Here is a 24,098-nt window from a genome sequence, read left to right on the forward strand (position 1 = left end):
ATTTTGCCAAACCCGGTTGGGGCTACCTACCAGCCTTAAAAATGCTTGACAATCTCTTCTATGGCCGATCGCAACTGGGGATATTCATACTGAAAACCACTAAGTAAAGTGCGTTTCGGCAACACTTGTTGACCTTCCAAAACAACTTTTGCCCCATCTCCCAACAGCAATTCTAAAGCAAAACTTGGCACCGGCAACCAAGAAGGTCGCTGCAAAACTTCTCCTAAAGTTTCGCACAATTCATTCATCCGCACTGGATGGGGTGCTGTTGCATTCAACACACCTTCAACTTGGGGATTTTGCAAAGCATACAAAATTAAATTCACCACATCATCCCGGTGAATCCAAGAAAACCACTGTTTCCCAGTGCCAATGGGCCCGCCAGCAAATAATCTAAAAGCAGGTAGCATTTTTGCCAGAGCACCTCCCATTCCCAAGACGATTCCCAGGCGCAAAATTACTAAGCGGGTTCCGGTATTTTTCACTTTTTCGGCTGCACTTTCCCACTCTTTGCAAACCGCAGCTAAAAAATCATCTCCCCCAGGGCTATTTTCCTCAAACTCAGCGGTTTCGCTAGTGCCGTAATAGCCGATCGCCGATGCACTCACCAACACAGATGGTTTAGGATTAGCATTGGCGATCGCCTCGACCAATTTTGCCGTTGTTAATTTGCGACTATCAAGAATTGCTTGTTGGCGCGCCGCCGTCCACCGTTCCTCAGCAATCGGAACTCCCGCTAAATTTACCACACCATCGCAGCCCCCGATCAAATGCTGCCAATCACCAGACTCGGCCGGAGAGTAACCGACAATTTCCAAATTCGGATAAGCTGAAGCGGGAAAAATTCGCCGAGCTCGCTCCGAGTCGCGGGCTAAAACCAGTATGCTATGTCCTTCCGAATGTAGCCTTTCTACCAAAGGGCTACCTACAAATCCCGTTGCTCCCGCGATCGCTACTTTCATCTTTTACCCGCAATTCACATTTTTAGTATTTTAGACCATCGTCCAAACAGTCTTAGATTATACAAAACTAGAGAACCAGGTCGATCGCCTCACCACAAGCCAAAGCTTGTTTTTTCGCTAAACTGATAATGAATGCAAGGATCGCAAACAATGCCTGGAAAACAACCAAAGCTTCTAATTGCTGCCACCATCATCGCAGCAGGTAGCGCCGCGGTCTACTTTTACTTCAAGGGTTTGACTGAACAAGTATCCAACCCTCTCGAAAGTGCCAAAGTCGTACCGGAAAAAGCAATCATGGCCGCGTTCATCTCCCCCAATCCCCAAGCGCTGTCACAGTTGGAGCGATTTGGCACCCCAGGGGCTCAAAAATTAATCGGCCAGGGTTTGAAGACTTTTCAAGAACAAAGCTTAGCAGGCACTGATATTGACTATGACAAGGACTTAAAGCCTTGGCTGGGTGGCGTGATGGTGGCTTTACTCCCCCCTGATGGGGAGGCGAAGACTGAGCCTCCCAAACTGCTGCTAGTTGTCAGTGTCAAAAATAAAATTAGTGCTTGGAATTTTGCCAATAAATTAAAATCTCAGCAAGGTGCAAAAACTCAGGAAAGCGAATATCAAGGGGTAAAAATTTCTGAGATTACAGAACCAACAGGAAAGGGCTACAGCGTGGCTTTGCTTGACGATAAATTAGTTATAGCTCCGTTGAAAAAGCCTGTGCAATTGGCGATCGATACTTTTAAAGGACAGCCTTCCCTCGCCACTAAGCAGAGTGCAACTAAGTTTTTGTCTGACAGTGCAGGGGTAGAAAATCCGATCGCCACTGTTTATATTGCTGACTACCAGGCTGCAATGCAGCAATTTCAAGCTAATTTGCCTCCTGATGTTAAGTTACCTTCCACACTGTTTTCCCAGTTCCAGCAAGTCAAGTCAATGGTTGCAGGAATTGGGGTGGACAGTGCGGGATTGAGGGTAAAAACTATTGCTCAGTTAGACCCCAATTTTCCTGGGCAAAAGCCCCAAGTTGCCTCGAAATTGTTACCGAGATTTCCTGGTGAAACTATCGCTGTAGTTGGCGGCCAGGACATCGCTAAAATCTGGTCTCAAGCTACCGCAGATGCCAAAGATATCCCCGAAGTTGACCGGGGAATTCAGCAAGTGAGGGATAGTTTTAAGCGGTTGAATTTGGATGCGGATCGAGATGTTTTTGGGTGGATGAATGGGGAATTTGCGATCGGGGCGATCGGTTCCAATCAAGGCATTTTGTCTCAGTTGGGGATGGGGGCTGTGATGATTTTTGAAACGAGCGATCGCCCCGCAGCCGAAACCATGCTTACCAAATTAGATGCGATCGCCAAAAGCAATCCCACTGTCAGTGTCGCCCCCAGACAACTTCAGGGTAAGGAGGTGACGGAATGGAAAATACCCCAGCAAGGAACTTTATTCGGGCACGGCTGGCTGAATCAAAATACCATGTTTGTCGCTTTCGGCGGACCTTTAGTTGAGGCGATCGCCTCACCACCGCCACAGCCTTTAAGCACGAGTCCGAGTTTTCAGGCGATCTCGACTTCTGTGTCCCCTGGCGATCGGGGTTACTTTTATTTGGACATGGACAAAACCATGTCCTGGGCTAACCAATATTTGCTCAAAGCAGCACCAACTTTAGTTTCACCACCCACCGCCGAAGTGCTGAATTCTCTGCGAGGAGTTAGCGTTGTCACCAGCGCCCCAGAACCGTCCATTACTCAATTGGAAATGCTGTTTTCTTTCAAATCTAATTAGCACTTTTAACCTGATTCCTGGGCGAAACCTCCATTTTTCAATTACACAGATGTTGAGTTTTGTCAACCCTCTGTTAAGCAAGATGATTATGGGCAGTTACAAACACAACTCTAGACACAAATCTGCCAAGTCAAAAATTAAGTTGATTTTGTGGTAAGTTTGCCAAAAATTGCGTCTAAATGACCACAGCCACCTAAAATAAACTTTGTAGTTTGTTCAAGGGTATGCAATCTGACTGCTTTCCAACAAAATTAATGCAACTTTCATGGTGCTAAAAATTCTCCTGCTGCCCCTAGGGTTTCAATTTACATCCCCAGGCCCGATCGTCTTTGAATTCGGCCCCCTAGCTGTCCGGTGGTACGGCTTGTTGATTGCTTCTGCCGTCTTGATTGGGGTCAGTCTTTCCCAATATTTAGCCGCCAAGCGTCGCGTCAACCCTGACTTGCTTGGCGATTTGGCAATTTGGCTAGTTGTGGGCGCTATTCCTTGTGCCCGAATTTATTACGTTGCTTTCGAGTGGCACCAGTATGCCCAGCGCCCGGAGGATATTATTGCGATTTGGAAAGGGGGAATTGCTATTCATGGGGCGATTTTGGGCGGCACGATAGCCGCTTTAATTTTTGCCAAAATTCAGCAAGTTTCTTTTTGGAAATTGGCCGATTTAGTTGCCCCTTCGGCAATTCTTGGTCAAGGGATTGGACGCTGGGGAAATTTCTTTAACTCTGAAGCCTTTGGCCGTCCTACAGATTTACCTTGGAAACTGTATATTCCTCTAGAACATCGACCACAGGAATACGCGAATTTTGAATATTTTCATCCCACATTTCTCTACGAATCTCTGTGGAATTTGACAGTATTTGGGTTGCTACTGACTTTGTTTTTCCGTGATTTGCAGGGTAAGATTCGCTTGAAAATCGGTAGTTTATTTTTGGTTTATTTGACCGCTTACAGTTCTGGTAGAGTCTGGATTGAAGGGTTGCGAACTGACAGTTTGATGTTTGGGCCGCTGCGGACAGCACAGATGGTAAGCTTGACTGGGATTGTTTTAGGTTTGGGCGGGTTGGCTTGGCTTTATTATTTCGATCGCGCTTTGCCTGATGTTGTTTCCCCTAAATGCGATCGGGCAGAACTCCCTCAGCAGTCTCCGGAAGATCAATAAAAAACCCCAGAGATTAATCTCTAGGGTTCAAACCAGGGTGCATCTACCATCCCTTTGTTCTAGCCGAAACAGGTGCATCAGGAAGATCGGGTAAATTGAGCACTTTTTGTTTAAAGTTGAGTTTGACAGACCAAAATCAAAGGAAAGACACAATCCCCAATGCAGAGTGAATCCTTGATGCCAGGAGTATATATTGTCGGTGCAGGCCCAGGAGACCCGGATTTATTGACTGTTAAAGCTCAAAAATTACTGGCTGTCGCCGATGCCATCTTGTTTGCTGATTCCCTAGTACCAGAGCAAATTTTGCAGGGGGTGCGCGCCGATGCTGAAATTATCCAAACTGCCGATAAGACTCTCGAAGAAATTGTACCTTTGATGGTGGAGCGAGTGCGGGACGGCAAAAGTGTCGTCCGCCTCCATTCAGGAGATCCATGTCTCTACGGGGCTGTGGGCGAACAAATGCAAGCTTTAGCCTCTGCGGGCATTCCTTTTGAGGTCATACCGGGAATTAGCGCTTTTCAACTGGCCGCTGCTAAACTAAAAATTGAGTTGACGGTGCCCGGAATTGTCCAGACAATTATTCTGACCAGAATTAGTGGCAGAACTGAAGTGCCCCAACGGGAAGAATTGGCCAGTTTAGCGGCTCATCAAGCCAGTTTGTGTCTGTATTTGAGCGCCCGCCACGTCGAAGCTGCTCAAACTAAATTGATGGAACATTACCCATCTGATTTACCTGTAGCGATTTGCTATCGGTTGGGCTGGCCTGATGAAAAGATTTTGTTAGTTCCCCTTGACAAAATGGCTGTTGTTACTCGCGAAAATAACTTGATTAGAACGACTATGTATGTGATTAGTCCGGCCTTGGGTCAAAATGTGGAAGGGCGATCGCGTCTTTATCATCCAGAGCACGATCGGCTGTTTCGTCATTAGTCATTAGGTATTAGTCATTAGTTAGTTGGCAGTTTCCATGCCCGATGCCCAGCCCCCAAGGGGGGAGGGAATTGGGAATTGGGAATTGGGCATAGTTTCTTCCTTCTTCGTTCTTTTATTAATTACCAAACCGGGTCAACATAAAGATTAATTGTTACTTGGTCTTTTCCTGAAGGTATGCCGGAAATACAAGCACAAATTACCTCTCCGTCTTCCAGTTCCACTTCGCAAGCGTGACAAGAACCCATGAGACAGCCGGTGGGAATAGAAATTCCCGCACGTTTAGCGACATCCAGCAACAGTTCTCCCGGTTCAGCTTCAACCGTTACATTTTCTGGTAAAAAACAAATTTTTGTCATTCAAACTTCACCTCATATTTTTATGACTGTTGACTAATGTTATGGTTTATGGTTTATGGTTTATGGTTTATGGTTTATCAGTTATCAGTTATCAGTTATATCGTTTCCGGCTGCATCGGAATGATTTAACCGGACCTAGAACGCAGAGAACACAGAGGGAGATAAGAGAGATGAATAATTCCGATGTTACCGGATTTGATATTATCAGTTATCAGCAACCCCAAGCGAGTAACAAATAACCCTTCGACTTCGCGGTTCCTGAGCGTAGCCGAAGGACCCGGCACCGCCAAGAACCAATAACAAATAACCAAGAACCAATAACCAAGAACTAATAACTACCCTAAAATATGTTTGATATCTAAATGCTTTTCAACCGTATCTGCAAGACGGTCCAACAGAGCTTCCCGATGTTCCCGGTAATTAGGAATTCCTGTAGGTAGGGCTTGCAATCCTCGCTGGTGCCGCAAGTGATTTAACCAAGCCCGCCGCCAAGCTCCGTTATCAAAAATACCGTGCAAGTAAGTACCCCAAATAGATTGGGAATTATTGACCATTCCTAAACTAGGATCGTCAAACAGGGATTTAGTCAAATCTGACTCCAACATTTGGGTTATTCCTTGGTGGATTTCGTAACCTGAAACTGGTAAACCCGGTTGAGGATAATTAGATGTTACGGTGCGCTGACGGGCTATTTTATCAGGTGCGATCGCTGTTTTTAAAGGTAACAATCCCAAGCCTTTAAATTCTCCCTGTTGTCCCTCAAGGCCTTCTCGATCGACTATACTTTCTCCCAGCATCTGAAACCCCCCGCAAACTCCCATGACAGTACCGCCAGCCACTAAATATTTTTTTATGGCTTCTGCCATACCCGTTTTTCGGAGTACCTGCAAATCAGAAATTGTAGTTTTAGAACCTGGTAAAATTACTGCATCTGGATGGCCTAACTGGTCTTTGGGGCTGACATATTTGACTGTGACAGTAGTTTCCGACTCCAGGGGGTCAAAGTCGGTAAAATTAGAAATACGGGGCAAGCGGATGACAGAAATATTCAAGTCTGTGTGAGAATTGGAAGAACGTCGATCGAGTAAATCGAGAGAGTCTTCGGCAGGAAATACTTCGTCTATCCAAGGAATTACACCAACTACGGGAATGCCTGTACGTTCTTCTAGCCAAGTTAGCCCTGGATCTAAGATAGATTTTTGTCCTCGGAATTTATTAATAATGAAGCCTTTAATTAAAGCTCGTTCGTCTGGATCGAGCAATTCCAAAGTACCGATAATGTGAGCAAAAGCTCCGCCGCGGTCTATATCAACTACTAGCAAAGTCCGAGCATTCAAATGTTTAGCTACGCGCATATTTGTTAAATCGCGGTGCTTGAGATTAATCTCCGCAGGGCTGCCGGCTCCCTCGCAAACCACCATGTCAAATTGGTGACTCAACAATTCTAAAGATTCCCGAATAACTTGCCAACCTCGATCGAAATATTCTTCGTAATATTGAGTAGCTCGAATATTGGCGATCGCCCGACCCTTCATAATTAATTGAGAAGTCATATCTCCTTGGGGTTTGAGCAAAATGGGATTCATTTCTACCAAAGGTGCTACACCGGCGGCCCAAGCCTGAACTGCTTGAGCGTAGCCAATTTCTCCCCCAGCCGCAGTGACATAGGAATTCAGTGCCATATTCTGACCTTTAAAGGGAGTGACTCGCCACTGGCGGCGAGCAAAAATGCGACACAAAGCTGCAACCAGTAAAGATTTCCCTGCGTGAGAAGTTGTTCCCACTACCATAACTGCTTTCATAATATTGATTTCACCTAAATTTAATCCAAAAATTATCGAAGATTTTGTGAATGCTGAATACAAAAAGAAAAAAGTTTTTTCTAAAAAATCTGTTTTTTTACCTGGTTATGAAGGCAGAAAGCAGAATCTAAAAAGTTCTAATTTCTACCTTTTGGTTTGTGTTTTAGAGAGTCTTTTGGTCAGAGTCGGAAAGATTTTCCGACTTGGATTCATCGGCAGGTTTGTCAGTTTTCAGCAGATTGGGAGTTGGGGGATTGGGATGAATCAATTCCGGTGTATTTGCTGAGGCGATCGACTCTACCTGCTGTTTTATGGAATTGTCGATCGCCTCTGATAACAGTTCCACTTCCGCAGGTGTTGGCGAAACCACATCCACCACTGTAATTTCAGTAATTTGAATCGGAGAAATCACTGTTTCTTCTGAAATCAATTCTGCCATTGCTTCCACATCCAGAGGAAATGGTACTCCTGGAATTTCATCAGGGACGGTGCTGCTAGTTTCTGCCGCCACTTCTAGGGCTGCTTCGGCTAATTCAGATGCGAGAATTTGGTCAAACTCCGGTGTAGAAATTGCCCCTACTTCAGATGCAAGTTGTTCGATCGACTCTGAAGGCACTTTCGGTGTTGTCACCGGAGTATTGGGTATGGACTTGGTTTTCTCAGCCCCCCGGCCCAACAAACCGCCCAGACTATTTTTGATATTGCCAAACAGACTGCTGAAACCCGCCGATTTTTTAGGGGCTTTGACAGCAGTTGATTCGGCTGCTGGGGCTGCCGTTGGGGTCGCAGACGGGGACCCTTTAGCTGCTACCCTCCACATCTCCTCAAAGTCATCGACTTCTGGCTCTTGTTTAAGGTCTGGTTGAGCCTCTGCTGTCTCCAAAGTTGGTGTGGTGGCAATTTCTGAAACTTTTGCCCCGATTGTCGTGTCGCTAGTTGGTGCTGATTCTACAGAGGCTAGCGAGGTGTCAGCCACAGGAATTGCGATCGACTCCTGTATTTCCTCAGTTGCTGGTGGTGTCGAGTCTGGAAGTGGCAACAATTCAGGGGCGATCGCACTTTCTGCCACGATTTCGGGTAATGGGGAAACCACCGCAGGTTCCTCTGTTTTTACCAGGCGATCGGCAACAGGTGCCGGCACCACATCAGATTTCGGCTTGGGCGCTCTCACAAACTTAGGTTTTTTCCTTGCTGGTTCTGGTTTTTTAGCAAACATCCCCGTCAACGCGCCACCCATACCCCCCGGCAAATTTACCGACTGAGGAATCGGCGTTTGCTGAGCAATAGGTGTAACTTGTCTGCGTAAACTCAAAGTTTCCCAGGCGAACCAGCCCAAAAGAGCCACGGCCGCCATTTGACCAAGCAGGAGAGCACCGGTAATTCGCCCCGCACAAGCCCATAAAATTAACGCATAGAAAAGTCCCACCCCACTCCAGGCAAAATCGCTTTTGCGGTGAACTTCTGGAAAAAAGAAAGCAGCCATGTAAATACTGAAGCTGCCTAGACCGACCGCCAACGCTAGAAAGTATGCAAGCATATTGTCGGCACCTCCGCTTTGTCAAATAACCTCTACGGGCTAATTCTACCTTTCAGGGGTGTCCGGTGGCAGCTTTCTCTAGGACAATTTTTGACTTCTGTGAGGGAATAGGCAAGAGGGAAGAGGGAAGAAGGGGAGGGGGTAGGAGCAGTCGCGGGGGGTAGCCCCTACCAGAGAATCAAACAGCCCTGCCCTCTCCCCCTTCGGGACTATGTGTAACTTGTGATACATATCACTGATATAGATCGATGCGATCGCACGGAAAGGTGAAAGATGTTTGTATCTTGATGGTGTAAGAGAAATGATGCCAGAGTGCATCTTAATATTGGAGGCAGTGCCATGTTGGAAAAAATGTTGTTAGCCCTCGGCTTAACCCTATCACTGCAAGTATTTGCCGGACTAAGTACGTCCCCAAAATCACCTCAAAATTACGTATTTCGCTCGAACCAAACTTTGACTCAATTCCTAAAACTTCCCCTCGTTGCATTACCGAACCGTGCCGAGAGTGAAATCTAATCCTAATTTTACTTGCCAGTGCGATCGGACTGACCAAGAGTATTTTTTTGATATTTTCCTTGATAGGTTCTATTTTCGTTGTAGAGTATAGTCACTGTTAAACCTAGGAGAGTTAAAATGGCGCTTAGCGATATTCTATTAAATGAAAATAACCGAGACAATTTTGTTGATGATTGTGTAAAGTTGATCGACGAACAAGTTGCTTCCGCGTCGGGATTGGGTGGTTTGGCTCTGAAAGCGGCTTACTCTACTGTCAAGGGGATACGAGCTGATTATTGTGCCCAAGTCGTAGATCAACTGCTGCCAGACATCTCTAGCGCACTCGATCCCATGTGGACTGAAGCAGTAACCAATGGCAACCCCGTCGAATATCTTGCCCAAAGAAAATCTCAAGTAGCTGACGAATTGCTCCAAATCAGCGACGCCAGAGTCGAAAACAGCACCAGAGCCATGGTAAAAGGAGCCTATGGCAAACTGCGCCCCTCAGCTAAGAATTACGTGGAAAAGGGAATACCTGATTTAGCCAAAATCATTGATAAATATAATAGTGCCGGCTGATAACTAAGCCAAATTCAAACAACCGAATACTCACCCCGAACCCCGATTTTTTATAAAAAATCGGGGTTCTAAGTAAATCCACTTAATTAAACGTAAAATACCCATGACCGAAAAGCTGACTGCATAAGTCTTCTTCCTGAATTTCCCCCCTAGGGGGGGCAGGGGGGGGTTCTTCTTCCTGATTCCTGATTCCTGAATTTCCCCCCTAGGGGGGGCAGGGGGGGGTTCTTCTTCCTGATTCCTGATTCCTGAATTTCCCCCCTAGGGGGGGTTCTTCTTCCTGATTCCTGATTCCTGAATTTCCCCCCTAGGGGGGGGCAGGGGGGTTCTTCTTCCTGATTCCTGATTCCTGAATTTCCCCCCTAGGGGGGGGCAGGGGGGTTCTTCTTCCTGATTCCTGATTCCTGAATTTCCCCCCTAGGGGGGGCAGGGGGGTTCTTCTTCCTTCTTCCTTATTCCTTATTCCTTATTCCTTCTACTTAAAATAATTAATTCGCAGTCAATATCTGCAACATTGCCTGTCCCGTAATTCCCAACCCCAATAACATTACTAACATCGCACTAATCCCCGGTAAAATTTTCACTACCGCCAGTTGTTTTGGTAATTTATCAAACTTCCCTTTCGCATAAACTAAGATTAATCCGATCGCAGTCAAAACCAAAGCCAACCCCAAACTAAATGCTACCACCAGAGTCATGCCCAAACCCACACTACCCAAAGCTGAGGCACTCAACAGCATCACCAACGCCGAAGGACAAGGCAACAAACCGCCAGAAATGCCCAAGGCTAATAAGCTTTTCCAAGTAACAGGAGAACCGTCAGCTCCTGGTGGCAAATGTGAGTGAACGCGGCCGTCTCCATGATGGTGATAATGATGATTTATCTCTGATTTAACAGGCTTAAATTCTCTCTCCCAAGTTCCCCTGTTTAAAAGATTAACTGGTTCTTCATAGTTCAGGGTCAGCACTTTATTCCTGACACCCCAGTTTTGATTAAATTTTTTATTATTGAAATATTTGAGGAAGATCGTACTCAGTGGAAACTTATTTTTTGTTCTTTCCATAAGTAGCTTGAAGCCAATTAAAGCCACCAAAAACCCAGAGATTAAATTCAACCAAAGATTCAGCTTTTCTGGATTAATTAAATGAGAAGCAAACAGAGTAATTCCGCCCACAGCAAACACGCCCGCTGTGTGAGTAATTGTAGTAGTTGCTGCTAAAAATACAGCGTGTAGGGGAGTAGCCCGCGCACCTACTAAATAAGCACCAACAATGGTTTTTCCGTGTCCAGGTGACATCGCGTGCATGGCTCCCCAAGCAAATGCTCCGGCTAAGGCTAACAGCCAACTCCAAGTTTCATCCCAAGTTGATTCATTTTGTGTTACTAAAAATTCTCGATTTTGTGGTGTGAATACAAAACTTTTAACCGTGCCTGCTTGGACAATTGTTGCTTGACAGCTAGCTGTGTTTATTCCTGGTAAAAATAGATGATAATTAATCAAAGATTTATTTTTGTTAATTAAGTTTGAAGTAGGTAATTTAGGTTGAGATGTTTGAGATGTTGTGGGCCATGTATAGTCTAAAAATAAAGTGCTGTGACTATTAGGCTGCTGAATTAATGTGGCTGTTTTGGCTGCTATTTCTAGCGGTTTTACTGCTAGTTTTCCGGGAATTTTGCTAGGATTTTTGATGGTGATATTTTGGCTGAAAAATTTTTCAAGTTGTGCTTGGTGGTTGCGAATTTCAGCGGGTTGTAGCTGATTGTCTTGGTTGTCGTCTGCAAATTTTGTTAAGCCGGTTGGGAATGTTAGGGTTATTTCGGTTTGGGAATCGTTGATTACTATTTCTGCTACTGATAAATCTGCCCAGTGTGAGTAAGCTGGATTGGTTGAGGTTGTTAGTAATATTGAAAGTGTTAGGAAAAATAGGATGAAGAGTTTTTGGGATCGCTTTGATCTGTTTTGCATAAATATTTTTTTTAGATGATTGAACCGCAGAGGACACAGAGAGCGCAGAGGAAGAGAGGAGAGAGGATAATTCTGATTGGTCTCACAATTGATCGTTTCCTAAACTTAATGCTTGACTCGATCGCCTTTTGAAGGTAGGGTCGATTTCTTTGGCTGTTTGGAAATAGGCGCGAGATTCACGATTTTTGCCTAATTTAAGGGCGATCGCACCCGCCCGATCGAACATAGCGGCATCTCGAATGCCCGATCGCACTATTTGGGCCATCACATCCTCGGCTTTTTGCCACTCCCCAGCGCCCGAAAGCGCCCAGGCTAAGGTATCCAGCGTCGCAGCATCGCGCCGGATTTTTACTTCTGCTTGCATTAAGGCTAATGCTTCTGTCACATCCTGCGATCGACCTTTTTCTAGTAGCAAACTCGCCAAATCCCGGCGGTGCCCGAAACCGCCAACTCCAGAAACCTGTTCCTGTCGTAGCGTAGCCTCTGCTTTGTCGAGGAGTTTTTGGGAGGCGATCGCATCTCCTTGTAACTGTTTTACTCTCGCCATACCGCGATCGACAAGGCGATCGTAGATCGTCGCAGCCCCTCCCGAATAAGCAGAAACCTTGCTGTAATAACTTTCTGCTTCCCGGTAATTGCCTTGTCGCACTTCTAAATCCGCCATGTAAATCAACGCTAGCGGGTATCGAGGTAGCAACCGCAAAGTTTCCAAAAACAGCGCTTTCGCCTGCACAAACTGCCCACGACGGCTGTAAAATCGACCCAAGAGCGATCGGGTACGCGCCGAACCCGCCACTTCTCCTGGTTCCTCCAGGGCCAAAGCTTGTTTGTAATCCTGCAAAACCTCCGCATCTCTACCTTGAGATTCCCTCACCAAAGCCCTCAAAGTCAGAGAGCCCAAGTTGGGAAGCCGTTTGACTAAGGCTTCTGCTGCTGCATTCGCCTCCTTGACTTTTCCCATTGCTAAGTGAGATGTGACTGAAAGGGCGATCGCATCCTCATTGTCAAAACCCACTTGTTTAGCCAAACGCAAAGCAGTGGCAAAATCGTGTCTAGCCTCAGCAATTCTAGCTAAAACTAACAGCGCACCTTTATTATCAAAAGACAAATCCGCGATCGATCTTTGAGCAGCCTGTTGGGCCAACAAAAACCAACCACCCTCCCCAGTAGCCCGACCCATTTTCAAATAAACCCCAGCCAATGCAGCCCGGTTCAAACCACTTTTTGAATCCACAGCCAGCCGCTGCTGATAAAAAGTAATTTCTTGTTGAATAGCATCTTTCTGATTCGGATTATTTCTCAATACATCCGAAAAATGATATCGGTAATTAGCATCGAGATTTGCCGGACTTTTTTGGGAAAACTGATCCGCAATCTCACGAAAATTAGGTGGCAAATTAATCACCAAAACACCAACCACAGGAACTGCTATCAGCAGCCACAACCAAAAAACATCCGATTTAATTCCTAGTCCAGTTTTTGTTTTCATACATCCGCGTTCATCTGCGTTCATCTGCGGTCAAAAAAAGCATTTTCTATTATGGTAAGGTGCGTCGCCATCTATAATCTGCAAGTTTCACTAAATATCTGACAGCGACGCACCCTACATTCATAGAGCTGACTACCATCAACTGTCAACTGTCAACTGTCAACTGTCAACTGTCAACTGTCAACTGTCAACTGTCAACGGACTAATTCGGCAAAGCCAAATAAGGAAAACTCGGTTGTAAAGGCTTATGTCCCTGAGCCGGATTTCCGGGCGTTCCTTCATAAGAAACGTTATCGCCCACGGGAGAACCCACCAAAGCTCCCAGAGTGATATCAATCACATCATCCAAAAGCATCCGACCCCCGATCAAACTTCCTTGAGCATTTGTCGCGCTACCATAACCGCTTGGTTTGGTCGTATCAATCCGCATCACATCTGGTAAAAAAGCTCCTGCGATCGCATTTGGATCGACGTTATCCTTACCATCCAAAAGATCCACAGCATTCAGAGTCGCAACAGCTTCCTGGCGCACCGGAGCCGCAGCAGGACTCAAATCTAATCTGGGAGAAATATTATTAAATGCCTCCATAAACCCAGGAGTTACGATTAAACCTTCATTGATTGCAGGTCTAGCCAAGCGCTCAAATTGTTTGAAACCACCAACTCCATCCCTGATGGAAACCGTTGACCACACATCAAAGGTATTCGCCCCAGTTCCTGCTTGCAAAAATGCTTTCGGAACCCGCACAGCAATTGTATTGACGTTGTAACCTTTCGCAAAGTCGATCGCTTGACTTGGTTGTTTAAAACTTACTTTCGGTCCAGTGCCCAAAGCCCCAGCCCGCACTCGGAAAAATTGTTCAACATCAAAGAAGAACGGATCTTCCCGCAAACCTGCAAATACCGTCAAGTTAGAACCGCTCACAGGTACTGTATTTAAAACAGCATTAGAATTCAGCGGTGTTGTGGTAATTAAGCTATTATTAACTGTTGTCTTTGTAGTGGTTTCTACACCGCCACGAACCACGGTAACAGCCGCCGCTTGTATACCTTGATTATTAGGCGGACTAAATGCCAATCTCAGAATTATATCTGCTCGTCCCGTGGGGGTAGAATTCACATCACCTACCTGTGTGATGTGAAATTGGTAAAGAGCCGTAGTGCTGAAATAATATTGATAGCGAGCTATAGACCGCGGATTTGAATTCATGATGAATACTAAATCTCCGTCCGCAGCGCCAGAATTCTGGTCTTGTTCGCGAAACACGTACAGGTCTGTTAAATTGACTGTGCGACCTTTGATGTCTACTTCGCCGTCGTCGTGATCGGAAGCTGCAATTATCCCTGGGGTTAATACGGCAATTAGAGCTAATTCTATCGCTAGTATTGTGCGCCGAATGTTTTTGGGTAGTTTCACAGTTATCACCTTTATTGCACAGATAGTATGGATATAACTTAGTAGCACGGCTGAGGGAAAAACTCGATGGGTCATGAGTTGGCGAAGTTATATAGCAATCCTTGCAGGAGTCGTAAAGTTTTTTACCCCACCCCAACCCTCCCCTTATGAAGGGGAGGGAGTAAGAAATTCACAAATGATTTAGGATTGCTATAGCTGTCGCCACCATTACCCTGAGAACCCGAACCTAACTGGTATACGAAGGTTTTGCTATTTTGGATCTATCGGTTTTGTTAAGTTATGTAAAAATTCCTATTTTCAGATTTGCCCTCGGATTTTCTGGGAGTCAACCGATTTGAGATTTGAGATTGCGGAAGTGATAAACTGCAATATGAATTGGGAATCTCATAATTCAAAGCAGCGTAAAACTAGCCTAAAAAGGCATACTCCAGCTTTTACACCCAACTTCAAACTTACAATTATCTTTGGGTTATGTAGTGATATACGCTGAATTTTTAATTTTGGATCTGTGCAGTCAAAACACATTTTTTTCGGTACACTGAAATGACAGCTCAAAAGTCAGGGGATGAATCGCTACTATTAGTGCAGATTGCCCAGAAAGACCAAACAGCCTTAGCTAAACTGTACTATCGCTATGGTCGCGCTAGTTATGCTCTCGCTTACAAAATTCTGGGTTCGGTAGAAGAAGCTGAAGAAGTTGTACTAGATGTTTTTTCTCAGATTTGGCAAAAAGCATCAAGTTATGATGTTTCCCGCAGTCGAGTTGATACTTGGTTGTTTCTGCTGACGCGCAGTCGTTCCCTGGATAGACTTCGAGTTTTGCAGCGCAATTTTCGGACGGTTGTTGCTTCTTTGGAAAATGCGAAAGTCCCTATTTCTGCTATGGCAGAACCGATGGCAGATGCCATACTAGAAGAACGGAGCGAACAGGTTAAAGCAGCGCTGGAAGCATTGCCACCAGAACAACGAGAGGCGATTGAATTAGCCTATTATCAAGGATTGACTTGTGCTGCGATCGCTACTAAGACGGGCATTCCTGTGGGTACTATCAAAACCCGAATTCGGTTAGGTATTTCTAAATTGCGTCAAGCTTTGAGCGAAATAGTTTAAATTATGGACATCATGGAGTATGAGGAATTTAATATCCTTGCAGCGCTTCGAGCTCTCGATACTATGGACGAGTCAGAAAGTCGCGCCCTTAAAGAGAAATTGCAAGAGTCTCCACAACTTGAAACTGAATTAGATGCTGTTGAGGCTGCGGTTGCTGCGATCGCCTATACAGCCCCTCCCGTACCTGTCTCCCCCAACCTCAAACACCGTTTGTTTCAGCGCATCGCCGAACTTGCGCCAACTCCCACGGAGTTCGTTAATTCACAGCCAGTTATTGCTGCTACTGAAAACAATACTCCTTCTGTAATTGTGCGATCGCAGAATGTGAAATGGAGAAAATATAGAGTTTCAGGTATTTCGTTTGCTAACCTTTATGTCGATGGAGACAAGCGCGAATTTACCTGTTTGATGCGGTTAGAACCGGGAATCAAGTTTCCCCTACATAGACACACTGGAGTAGAAGAAGTGTTTATGTTAGAAGGAGATTTAGAGGTGGAGGGAGAAGTTTGTTATCAAGGGGATTATATTCGCTCATTTCCTAACTCTATTCATGCACCTGTAACTCGTGGCGGATGTTTATTGTTAGTGAAATCATCCATAGATAACGAAATGTTGAGTTGAGTTTTGAGTGTTTAAAACTAACAAACAACAAATAACAACTAAAAATCAACAAAGGAGTTCTGTATCATGCTAAATAGCTTGCGTTTAAGTGCGATGATAGCTGTGATGTTGATTCAAGTCCTAGTCAGCAACACCAAAAGTGCGATCGCCCAAGAACGGGAAGGATGTTTTATCGTCAACTCAGCGGGAGAAGTGATTAATTTAAATCAGTTGTGTTCTAATCAGGAACCAACAGTTAAAATTACTGGGAATGATGGGAAATTTATTGAAGACTACAAACGTTTAGCTAAAAGCTACTCCACAGCGACAACGGATAGTTTATTGCAAGCAATTCAAAGCCGCCCTGGTCAAAAAATTGCAGCAGCCAAAAGGATGTGTGCGGAGGCTAAATCGGGAGTTTCTCTGCCGGAATTAAAATTAAGAGCGATCGGGGAAGCCGCGAGTATGGAAAATCCCATTGCTAAAGAAAGTTTTCTGGCGGATACTGATATTACCGTGACTCTGGCGTCGAATCACTACTGCCCGGAATTAGCCCTTAGGTAATCAGTCAGGACAGGGTAGTGCCCTGTCATATCAAATCCGTTGGTATCGTCCTGTATTCATCTCTCTCTTCTCCTCCTCTGTGCCCTCTGCGCTCTCTGCGGTTAAATCATTCTGATGCAACCGTAAACGATATCACAGTTTGCAAAAATTAATGGTTTTGGCAATTAAAAAGCGATCGCCTTTTGAGTAAAAAAGCGATCGCCATCGGTTTAATAATTAGTTAGCAACTATGACTAATTACTAATTAAGCTGCTGGTGTTGCTGCTTCTGAGTCATCTTCAGAACCGGCTTGAGTACCAAGTACGCTGACAACCACCTGATTTGGTTCACCAATAGCTACTACTCCTGCGGGTAACACGAGTTCGTGAATGTGCAGTGCATCCCCTACATTTAAATTAGAAATATCTACTTCAATGGCATCAGGAATGCTGTCAGGTTTACACTTAACTGCTAGTTGGGTCATCACGGTATCCAAGATGCCGCCTCCCAACTTGACACCGACAGATTCGCCGACAAAATGCAAGGACAACTCAACTTCGAGGCTGTCTTGACTTCCTACCGCAAAAAAGCTGAGGTGATAGGGAAAACCTTTCCAAGGATGGCGCTGCACTTCCCGCAACAAAGTTTTTCCTTTCCAAGAAATTTCTGGAATATTCAGGTCAATTAAGACGTTGTTGACAACGCGCTGTTTGAGGAGAGTTTCAACGGCTTTGGCAGGGATAGTAAGAGCAAGGGATTCAGATCCTTGATGACCGTAAAGTACGGCGGGAATCAATCCTGAGCGACGGAGGGCATTGGGTTTGCTGCCTTCAGCTCGCTTTTGACATTCAACTGCGATTTCCATTTTCTGACTTTTGGCTTATTGTTTTCACATTTTACCAAATTTGTGGTAGTGCGATCGCACTTAATTAAATTCGCTGAAGGTATTGATAGTTTTCGTTTTCCACACACTTGAGCAATTCCAGCATTTTTCTCAAACGGTACGTTCCTGTTTGATACTCTTCTTTTTAAAGGACTCTCTGAAGATACTGATAATTTTCATTTTCCACACACTTCAGCAAGTCTAACAATTTCCTGAGACGATACGTTTCTGCTTGGTATTCTTCTTTGAGAGGGGAATCACCCAGCTTAGCAAGGACGGTATCGCTTTCGCAGATAATTGCGTCGCGGAAAAAATTTCTAAACTTCTGGCGAATATCTTGATCTAACTCAACTAAAGGTAGCTTTTCCTCCTCTTCATCTATCAAAATATTTCTGGGGACAGATTTGCCAATTTTGGAAAATTCTGATTTTGCCAACCACTCGTAAACGTCTTCAGACATTCCGACATAGTGCGGTGGCTGATTAGTTTTGAAGGCATAAAAAATCATGTCTAACATTAGCTTTCCTCCTGACCTTCCTGATTCAATAACTTACTCTCTGGAAAATTTTCTACCCAAGCTACATCTGCTTTGTCGAATACAACCTTAGCTGGTTTAGTAATTCCCCCTGTGCTAATAACTCCAATCACAGTTCCTTTTTGACATATTTCCTTAGCTTTTGTGGAATCTATTTTTTTGTTTTTCCAGGCTTTGATTTCAATATGCGGTTCATTCATTATTATTTATACTTTTTATTGTTTTGATAAATTAACTATTGAATTCTATCTGAAAATTGCGGAGTAGCTGTTTGACTTGCGGAACATCTTGCTGGTTGACTATCAAAATATCACCTTTGGGATTGTTTCCGGTTGTTCTTTTGGCTTGTATTCCTTCTTTGCTTAACTCCATTATAAGCCATCCAATCATATCTCTGTGAACTTCTAGCCGTGCTATCAGTTCATCAAAGAAAAGCCGTCCTACAAGGACGGGGCTTTAGACCCAATTTCTTGGTAAATAAGGATACACTTGACCTCGCCGTGGGTCAAGTGCACTAAATCTGCTGGAACTCTGAACTAAGTTGGTCGCGGCGAGACTGCCAAAAATTTTGAGTATGATTGGTTGATACCCAAAATGATATTTTAAGGCAACGTTAGGCTGGTGTACCATCAACAGACAATAATCCCCGCTTTGGTCCGTGAATTGGGTCTTCGACAATGATAGTTTGGTCGCGGCCAGCACCAAGAGAAACGATCGCGATCGGTACGGCCATCAAATCTGCCAAAAACTTCAAATAATCCAACGCTTGCTGGGGCAAATCTGCCAAAGTACGGCAATCTTCCGTTGATTTTTTCCAACCGGGAAGGGTTTCATAGATGGGTTTGCACTCAGCAAAAATGCGAGAACTCTTGGGGAAATCCACACAGCGTTCGCCCTCAATTTCGTAAGCAACGCAGACTTTGATTTCGTCTAATTCATCCAAAACATCTAGTTTGGTAATTGCTAGACAGTCAAGTCCGTTGATGCGAACGGCGTAGCGGCCAATGACTGCATCGAACCAACCACAACGGCGTTTCCGACCCGTAGTAGTGCCGAATTCTGCCCCTCTTTCGCCCAAAACAGTTCCAATTCCATCTACCATTTCGGTAGGGAATGGGCCTTCTCCCACACGGGTGGTGTAGGCTTTTGCGACTCCAATAACGCGATCGATCGCTGTGGGGCCAACTCCAGTTCCGACACAAGCGCCACCTGCGATCGGACTGCTGGAAGTAACGTAAGGATAAGTGCCGTGGTCTAAGTCTAATAAAGTACCTTGGGCTCCTTCAAACAGAATATTTTTCCGCGTGTGAATCCCGTCATAAATCTTCAGCGAACTGTCTACTACGTGGGGGCGCAAACGTTCTGCATAGACTCGGTATTCATCAATCACATCTTGGGGATTGAGAGGAGGCAAATTGTAGAGTTTTTCCAGAATGACATTTTTATGATTAATTGTCCATTCCAGTTGTTCTTGGAAGCCTTCCAAGTCCATTAAATCGAGCATCCGAATACCTGTACGTTCGGACTTATCCGCGTAGGTAGGGCCAATGCCGCGTCCGGTTGTCCCAATTTTATAATTGCCCCGTTGTTCTTCCGATGCCACATCAATTAATCTGTGATAGGGCATGGTGACGTGAGCAGTCTGGGAAATCATCAACTTGGCAGTAGAAATGTTGAGTTTTTCTAACTGATCCAATTCTTGAATTAAAACTTTAGGGTCAATGACCGTGCCACAGCCGATGATACATTCGGTATCGGGGTAGAGAATTCCCGACGGAATCAGATGTAGCTTGAAAGTTTGACCGTTGACTACCACGGTATGACCGGCGTTGACGCCCCCTTGGTAGCGGACAACGATATCTGCGGATTTGCTGAGCAAATCGGTAATTTTGCCTTTTCCTTCATCGCCCCACTGGGCGCCGATTACAACTACGTTAGCCAAGGGTTTTTCGCGTTCCGTTCTAGTTGACACAAACTTCGATTATCTACGGATATGTGTCAAATGTCAATCAATTTTTGATTTTTGATTTTGGATAGATTGGACCACCCCCCCTGCCCCCCAAGGGGGATTGGGAATTGGGTATTGGGGGATGGGGCATTGGGGCAACACCCCCTGCCCCCCCAAGGGGGGATGGGAACTCACTCACAAGGACTGACTAATTAATTTTTGTTACAATCAAGAAAATTGAGGCTGTTTTGCCATGAGTTTACACGCTGAGTTGCACCGCCATCTGGGTGGTTCTGTGGTTCCTAGGGTGCTGTGGCGGTATTTCGATCGCCACAATGCTGAAATGGTCGATCGATTTCAAGAATACTCGGAGTTTGAGGAGTTTTACACACGTCGGCGCAATACTCTGGATGAGTATTTGGAACTGCACACGCTGGTAGAAAGCGTTCAAACTGTTGAGACTCTGCCTTATTTCATCTATCGGTTGATGCGGGGCGCTTACGTGTTTGAAAATCTGGCTTATTTGGAGTTGCGTTATACACCTTATCTGCGAACTCCAGAACATTTGTCGCAGTCAGAACGAATTGATTTGATGGCAGAAATTGTCCGAGTTGTGGGTAAGGCAAGTCAAATTAGCGATTGTCCAATTGTCACCAGCCAAATTTTGTGTATGCACTCGCGTTTACCCTATGAAGTGAATCGGGCGATCGTCGATTTGGCTGCACAGATGGGAGAATATGTTTGTGCGATCGATTTTGCTGGGGGCGATGCTTGCATTAGCGAGCGTTTAGACGAATTTGTCGGATTATATCAGTACGCAAGGTCGATCGGCCTCAAAACAACCGGCCACCTCTACGAAACAACATCTGGCTGTTATCCCGAACTTTTGCCCTATCTGATGCGAATCGGCCACGGGATTCAAATTCCGTTAAAATATCCCGAACTGTTGCCAGAAGTAGCACGTAGGGGTCAATGCTTGGAAGTTTGCCCGACCACCTATCTGAAAACTGGAACCTTGCAAGATATGCGGGAATTGAAGGTAGTATTCGATCGCTGTTTTGAAGCCGGTGTCGATATTGCCATTTGCACGGACAATGCAGGATTGCACAACGTGCGGCTGCCTTTTGAATACGAAAATTTATTGACTCTGGATATCATTGATTTTCGGCAATTGCAAGCGTGTCAAAATGCCGCTTTCCGCCATGCTTTCGCGTGGCCATACGGGGAGCAACCTGCCAAAATCCTGACTGGTTTGTTGCAGCATGAGTCTGTGGAGTAAGATTAAACGAACCGCGAAGGCGCGAAGGACACGAAGGAAGAGAAAGAGGAAGATATAGCAATCCTAGAAATAACAAAAAGCTCTTTCTTTTCTTCCTTCGCGCTCTTTGCGTCTTCGTGGTTCGTTCAAATATGTTATATTAGAAAATAAAAGCATAAAAAAACAATGACAAATATGGACGCTTATTGGATGCCCTTCACCGCAAACCGACAGTTTAAAGCGAATCCGCGAATGTTGGTTTCGGCAAAAGATATGCACTTTACCAGCGATGATAATCGATCGATCCTCGATGGTACTGCGGGGCTGTGGTGTGTGAATGCTGGCCACGCCCGCGAGACAATTGCTGAAGCAGTTAAACAACAAGTTTTGAATCTAGATTATGCGCCGCCTTTTCAAATGGGACATCCGGCTGCTTTTGAATTGGCGGAACGTTTGGTAAAGCTGATTCCAGGGAATTTCGATCGCGTTTTCTTTACTAATTCTGGTTCGGAATCGGTGGAGACTGCGTTAAAAATTGCCATTGCCTATCACCGAGTTAAAGGCGAAGGAACACGCCAAAGATTGATTGGTAGGGAACGGGGTTATCACGGTGTTGGTTTTGGGGGAATTTCTGTCGGTGGGATTGGTCCAAATCGCAAGTCTTTCGGCAGTTTGCTGACAGGAGTAGATCATTTACCTCACACTCATAACCTAGAACACAATGCTTTCAGCCGCAAACAGCCGGAATGGGGGGCGCATTTGGCGGATGAATTGGAACGGATTGTGGCTTTGCACGATGCGTCGAATATTGCGGCGGTAATTGTGGAACCGGTGGCGGGTTCTACGGGAGTTTTGATTCCGCCAAAAGGTTATTTGGAAAGGCTTCGCGCGATTTGCGACAAGTACGGAATTCTGCTGATTTTTGATGAAGTAATTACAGGTTTTGGGCGTTTAGGTTCGAGTTTTGCCACTGAATATTTTGGAGTAATTCCTGATATCGTGACGGTGGCAAAAGGGATAACTAACGGTACTGTACCCATGGGGGCGGTATTTGTTAAGGAAGGTATTTATGATGCTTTTATGAATGCTCCTGAAAATACCATAGAGCTGTTTCATGGCTATACTTATTCTGGGCATCCACTGGCTTGTGCTGCTGCTTTGGCGACGCTGGATATTTACGAAGAAGAAAAATTGTTCGATCGGGCTGATAAAATATCCGATTATTGGGAAGATGCGGTGCATTCTTTCAAAGGCGTGCGCCACGTTATTGATGTTCGCAATTTGGGACTTGTGGCGGGGATTGAGTTGGAATCTATTGCTGGGAAACCGGGTAAACGGGCTTTTGATTGTTTTACAAAGTGCTACGAAAATGGGTTGTTAATTCGCACAACTGGGGATATTATTGCTTTGTCGCCACCGTTGATTATTGAGAAGGAACATATCGATCGCCTTGTGGAAATTTTGACGGCGGTTTTGCAGGGGATGGAATAAATCCCCGCCACCAAAATCCCCACGCTAACCACAAGTGGGCCTGGACAAATAATCCCTAGGACTTCATTAACAAGTTTAGTATCAACTGCTACATTTTGCCCAAAGCTCCGAGAGACCTAAGAAATCTACTGGTTCCCAGGAAGAGCCTGGGAACCAGGAACCTGGTAAAATGATAGTGGAATAGTTTCCGTCAAATTACAATCATGACTACCAGCGAACCCAACCTAGAAACAGTTTCTCCAGAAAGCATTTTAAGTGAAAGCGCGATCGCCGATGCCCAGGTCGAAAAAGCCACAGCCGTCACCTATGCAGAAGAAATTGAAACTGTCATCGCCAGCATGGCTGTAGATCAAAAAGTGATGGTAGGTCAAAATGAGGCGGGCGGACATCTTTGGAAGTTTAAGTACGGTAGTGTCGAAGTGTTGGTGCAACTCACTGGCGAAACGGAAGATGATACTTTGACTGTTTGGGCTTTTGTGCTTCAGTTGCCCGCGAAGAATGAAGCTGAATTAATGCGCAAACTCCTAGAAATGAATTGGCTGTCTACTTTGGAATCTCATTTTGCGATCGTGGATAATCAAGTTGCGGTAATTTCGACTCGGACGATAGCCGAAATCTCGACTGGGGAAATTTCTCGCGCTATTACGATTGTCGCGACTATCGCTGATGATAATGACGATATCTTGCAAGCTGAATATGGACTGTAGTTGTTAGAGTGCGCGACTTTTAATCGAGCCACACTCCGCTAAATTATTGGCAGTCGTGCACCTGACATTTAAGTAGCGTGCGCGAGTTTTGGGTAAATTTATTTAAAGAGAATTGGTTTTACAGATGATGCCATACGCTCTAATTCTCGTTTGTTATGTTTGAGAAGATTATGTCCCCATAACTCATTTTTGTTGTCAGAACAATCTTTGGCAAGAGCTTCACCAATCTCTTCAAAGGTCTTTTTGCTCTCTCTTTTTAGATTCTCTGGTTCAGATAGCACTCCCAGCACGAATACTCTTAATTTTAGGTCATCTGGAATATGACTTTCTACATAACTCAACCGATTTTCATCATCATCGAAATCAATGAGCAAAACCATCATTCTTTGTGGTAATTGTCGCATTTCAGACGCATACTTCTTATTAGACATCTCCCAAAAAGAAATAGTTTGCCGATCGCTCTTAAATTATAATGGAATTTTACCTCAAAAAACATGAGCCAGCTCCGAGAATATCTTGAAAAACATCCATCCGAGACTCAAAGAGTG

The 24,098-nt window shown here is 45.0% G+C and carries 23 protein-coding genes; 10 read left to right on the forward strand and 13 right to left on the reverse strand.

All coding sequences use genetic code 11. From position 1 onward, the window contains the following. Positions 1 to 35: 35 nt before the first annotated feature. On the reverse strand, positions 36 to 962 hold the full coding sequence (locus AAFP11_RS20705; RefSeq protein ID WP_341738765.1) for a TIGR01777 family oxidoreductase: 927 nt from the start codon (positions 960 to 962) through the stop codon (positions 36 to 38). 150 nt (positions 963 to 1,112) lie between these two features. Here AAFP11_RS20705 and AAFP11_RS20710 point away from each other — a divergent pair, with 150 nt between their 5' ends. The 3 genes from AAFP11_RS20710 to cobM all read left to right on the forward strand — a co-directional run bounded on the left by AAFP11_RS20710 (position 1,113) and on the right by cobM (position 4,830). After that, positions 1,113 to 2,741 (forward strand): DUF3352 domain-containing protein, encoded by a 1,629-nt coding sequence (locus tag AAFP11_RS20710; RefSeq protein WP_341738766.1) that lies wholly within the window; start codon positions 1,113 to 1,115, stop codon positions 2,739 to 2,741. A gap of 265 nt (positions 2,742 to 3,006) precedes the next feature. Next, entirely contained in the window at positions 3,007 to 3,900 is an 894-nt protein-coding gene (lgt, locus tag AAFP11_RS20715) for a prolipoprotein diacylglyceryl transferase (RefSeq protein ID WP_341738767.1), read from the forward strand. A gap of 159 nt (positions 3,901 to 4,059) precedes the next feature. After that, the gene (cobM, locus tag AAFP11_RS20720; RefSeq protein ID WP_341738768.1) at positions 4,060 to 4,830 is read left to right on the forward strand and encodes a precorrin-4 C(11)-methyltransferase; all 771 of its coding nucleotides are present in this window, start codon (positions 4,060 to 4,062) and stop codon (positions 4,828 to 4,830) included. A 122-nt stretch (positions 4,831 to 4,952) separates the two neighbouring features. Here cobM and AAFP11_RS20725 read toward each other — a convergent pair whose 3' ends face one another. The 3 genes from AAFP11_RS20725 to AAFP11_RS20735 form a co-directional block, all read right to left on the reverse strand. Continuing rightward, entirely contained in the window at positions 4,953 to 5,189 is a 237-nt protein-coding gene (locus tag AAFP11_RS20725; RefSeq protein ID WP_341738769.1) for a 2Fe-2S iron-sulfur cluster binding domain-containing protein, read from the reverse strand. Between the two features lie 335 nt (positions 5,190 to 5,524). After that, positions 5,525 to 6,991, reverse strand: coding sequence for a cobyric acid synthase CobQ (gene cobQ, locus AAFP11_RS20730; protein ID WP_341738770.1), 1,467 nt, complete (start codon positions 6,989 to 6,991; stop codon positions 5,525 to 5,527). A gap of 163 nt (positions 6,992 to 7,154) precedes the next feature. Continuing rightward, a complete protein-coding gene (locus AAFP11_RS20735) occupies positions 7,155 to 8,528 on the reverse strand; it encodes a Ycf66 family protein (RefSeq protein ID WP_341738771.1) in 1,374 nt (457 codons plus the stop codon). Positions 8,529 to 9,161: 633 nt separating this feature from the next. Here AAFP11_RS20735 and AAFP11_RS20740 point away from each other — a divergent pair. Beyond that, positions 9,162 to 9,602 (forward strand): hypothetical protein, encoded by a 441-nt coding sequence (locus AAFP11_RS20740; protein ID WP_341738772.1) that lies wholly within the window; start codon positions 9,162 to 9,164, stop codon positions 9,600 to 9,602. 488 nt (positions 9,603 to 10,090) lie between these two features. On the opposite strand, the gene AAFP11_RS20745 is transcribed toward AAFP11_RS20740, so the two are convergent. The 3 genes from AAFP11_RS20745 to AAFP11_RS20755 form a co-directional block, all read right to left on the reverse strand. Further along, positions 10,091 to 11,569: a sulfite exporter TauE/SafE family protein gene (locus AAFP11_RS20745; RefSeq protein ID WP_341738773.1), complete on the reverse strand. Its 1,479-nt coding sequence runs from the start codon at positions 11,567 to 11,569 to the stop codon at positions 10,091 to 10,093. An 82-nt stretch (positions 11,570 to 11,651) separates the two neighbouring features. Continuing rightward, positions 11,652 to 13,058, reverse strand: a complete 1,407-nt coding sequence (locus AAFP11_RS20750) for a hypothetical protein (RefSeq protein WP_341738774.1) — start codon at positions 13,056 to 13,058, stop codon at positions 11,652 to 11,654. Positions 13,059 to 13,260: 202 nt separating this feature from the next. After that, a complete protein-coding gene (locus AAFP11_RS20755; protein ID WP_341738775.1) occupies positions 13,261 to 14,475 on the reverse strand; it encodes a DUF4331 domain-containing protein in 1,215 nt (404 codons plus the stop codon). Between the two features lie 543 nt (positions 14,476 to 15,018). On the opposite strand from AAFP11_RS20755, the gene AAFP11_RS20760 reads away from it, so the two are divergent. The 3 genes from AAFP11_RS20760 (at position 15,019) to AAFP11_RS20770 (ending at position 16,749) form a co-directional block, all read left to right on the forward strand. Further along, positions 15,019 to 15,585 (forward strand): sigma-70 family RNA polymerase sigma factor, encoded by a 567-nt coding sequence (locus AAFP11_RS20760; RefSeq protein ID WP_341738776.1) that lies wholly within the window; start codon positions 15,019 to 15,021, stop codon positions 15,583 to 15,585. A gap of 3 nt (positions 15,586 to 15,588) precedes the next feature. Next, positions 15,589 to 16,206 carry a cupin domain-containing protein gene (locus tag AAFP11_RS20765; RefSeq protein WP_341738777.1) on the forward strand — a complete coding sequence of 206 codons (618 nt, stop codon included), beginning with the start codon at positions 15,589 to 15,591 and terminating at the stop codon, positions 16,204 to 16,206. A 66-nt stretch (positions 16,207 to 16,272) separates the two neighbouring features. Continuing rightward, positions 16,273 to 16,749, forward strand: coding sequence for a hypothetical protein (locus tag AAFP11_RS20770; RefSeq protein WP_341738778.1), 477 nt, complete (start codon positions 16,273 to 16,275; stop codon positions 16,747 to 16,749). A 244-nt stretch (positions 16,750 to 16,993) separates the two neighbouring features. On the opposite strand, the gene AAFP11_RS20775 is transcribed toward AAFP11_RS20770, so the two are convergent. From AAFP11_RS20775 to AAFP11_RS20795, 5 genes are all read right to left on the reverse strand, one after another. Continuing rightward, positions 16,994 to 17,593 carry a 50S ribosomal protein L25/general stress protein Ctc gene (locus AAFP11_RS20775; protein WP_341738779.1) on the reverse strand — a complete coding sequence of 200 codons (600 nt, stop codon included), beginning with the start codon at positions 17,591 to 17,593 and terminating at the stop codon, positions 16,994 to 16,996. 163 nt (positions 17,594 to 17,756) lie between these two features. Further along, positions 17,757 to 18,128, reverse strand: a complete 372-nt coding sequence (locus tag AAFP11_RS20780) for a hypothetical protein (protein WP_341738780.1) — start codon at positions 18,126 to 18,128, stop codon at positions 17,757 to 17,759. Next, positions 18,128 to 18,346 (reverse strand): hypothetical protein, encoded by a 219-nt coding sequence (locus AAFP11_RS20785; RefSeq protein WP_341738781.1) that lies wholly within the window; start codon positions 18,344 to 18,346, stop codon positions 18,128 to 18,130. The genes AAFP11_RS20780 and AAFP11_RS20785 overlap by 1 nt, the downstream gene beginning before the upstream one ends. Positions 18,347 to 18,377: 31 nt before the next feature. Then, positions 18,378 to 18,518, reverse strand: a complete 141-nt coding sequence (locus AAFP11_RS20790) for a hypothetical protein (protein WP_341738782.1) — start codon at positions 18,516 to 18,518, stop codon at positions 18,378 to 18,380. 241 nt (positions 18,519 to 18,759) lie between these two features. Then, positions 18,760 to 20,088 (reverse strand): adenylosuccinate synthase, encoded by a 1,329-nt coding sequence (locus AAFP11_RS20795; RefSeq protein WP_341738787.1) that lies wholly within the window; start codon positions 20,086 to 20,088, stop codon positions 18,760 to 18,762. Positions 20,089 to 20,347: 259 nt separating this feature from the next. On the opposite strand from AAFP11_RS20795, the gene AAFP11_RS20800 reads away from it, so the two are divergent. The 3 genes from AAFP11_RS20800 (at position 20,348) to AAFP11_RS20810 (ending at position 23,550) form a co-directional block, all read left to right on the forward strand. Beyond that, entirely contained in the window at positions 20,348 to 21,373 is a 1,026-nt protein-coding gene (locus tag AAFP11_RS20800; protein WP_341738783.1) for an adenosine deaminase, read from the forward strand. A 165-nt stretch (positions 21,374 to 21,538) separates the two neighbouring features. Continuing rightward, positions 21,539 to 22,843: an aspartate aminotransferase family protein gene (locus AAFP11_RS20805; RefSeq protein WP_341738784.1), complete on the forward strand. Its 1,305-nt coding sequence runs from the start codon at positions 21,539 to 21,541 to the stop codon at positions 22,841 to 22,843. A 203-nt stretch (positions 22,844 to 23,046) separates the two neighbouring features. Next, positions 23,047 to 23,550: a YbjN domain-containing protein gene (locus tag AAFP11_RS20810; RefSeq protein WP_341738785.1), complete on the forward strand. Its 504-nt coding sequence runs from the start codon at positions 23,047 to 23,049 to the stop codon at positions 23,548 to 23,550. 98 nt (positions 23,551 to 23,648) lie between these two features. Here AAFP11_RS20810 and AAFP11_RS20815 read toward each other — a convergent pair whose 3' ends face one another. Continuing rightward, entirely contained in the window at positions 23,649 to 23,981 is a 333-nt protein-coding gene (locus AAFP11_RS20815) for a hypothetical protein (RefSeq protein ID WP_341738786.1), read from the reverse strand. Between the last annotated feature and the right edge of the window lie 117 nt (positions 23,982 to 24,098).

It is taken from the genome of Microcoleus sp. CAWBG640 (assembly GCF_020883015.1).
Taxonomy (GTDB): domain Bacteria; phylum Cyanobacteriota; class Cyanobacteriia; order Cyanobacteriales; family Microcoleaceae; genus Microcoleus; species Microcoleus anatoxicus.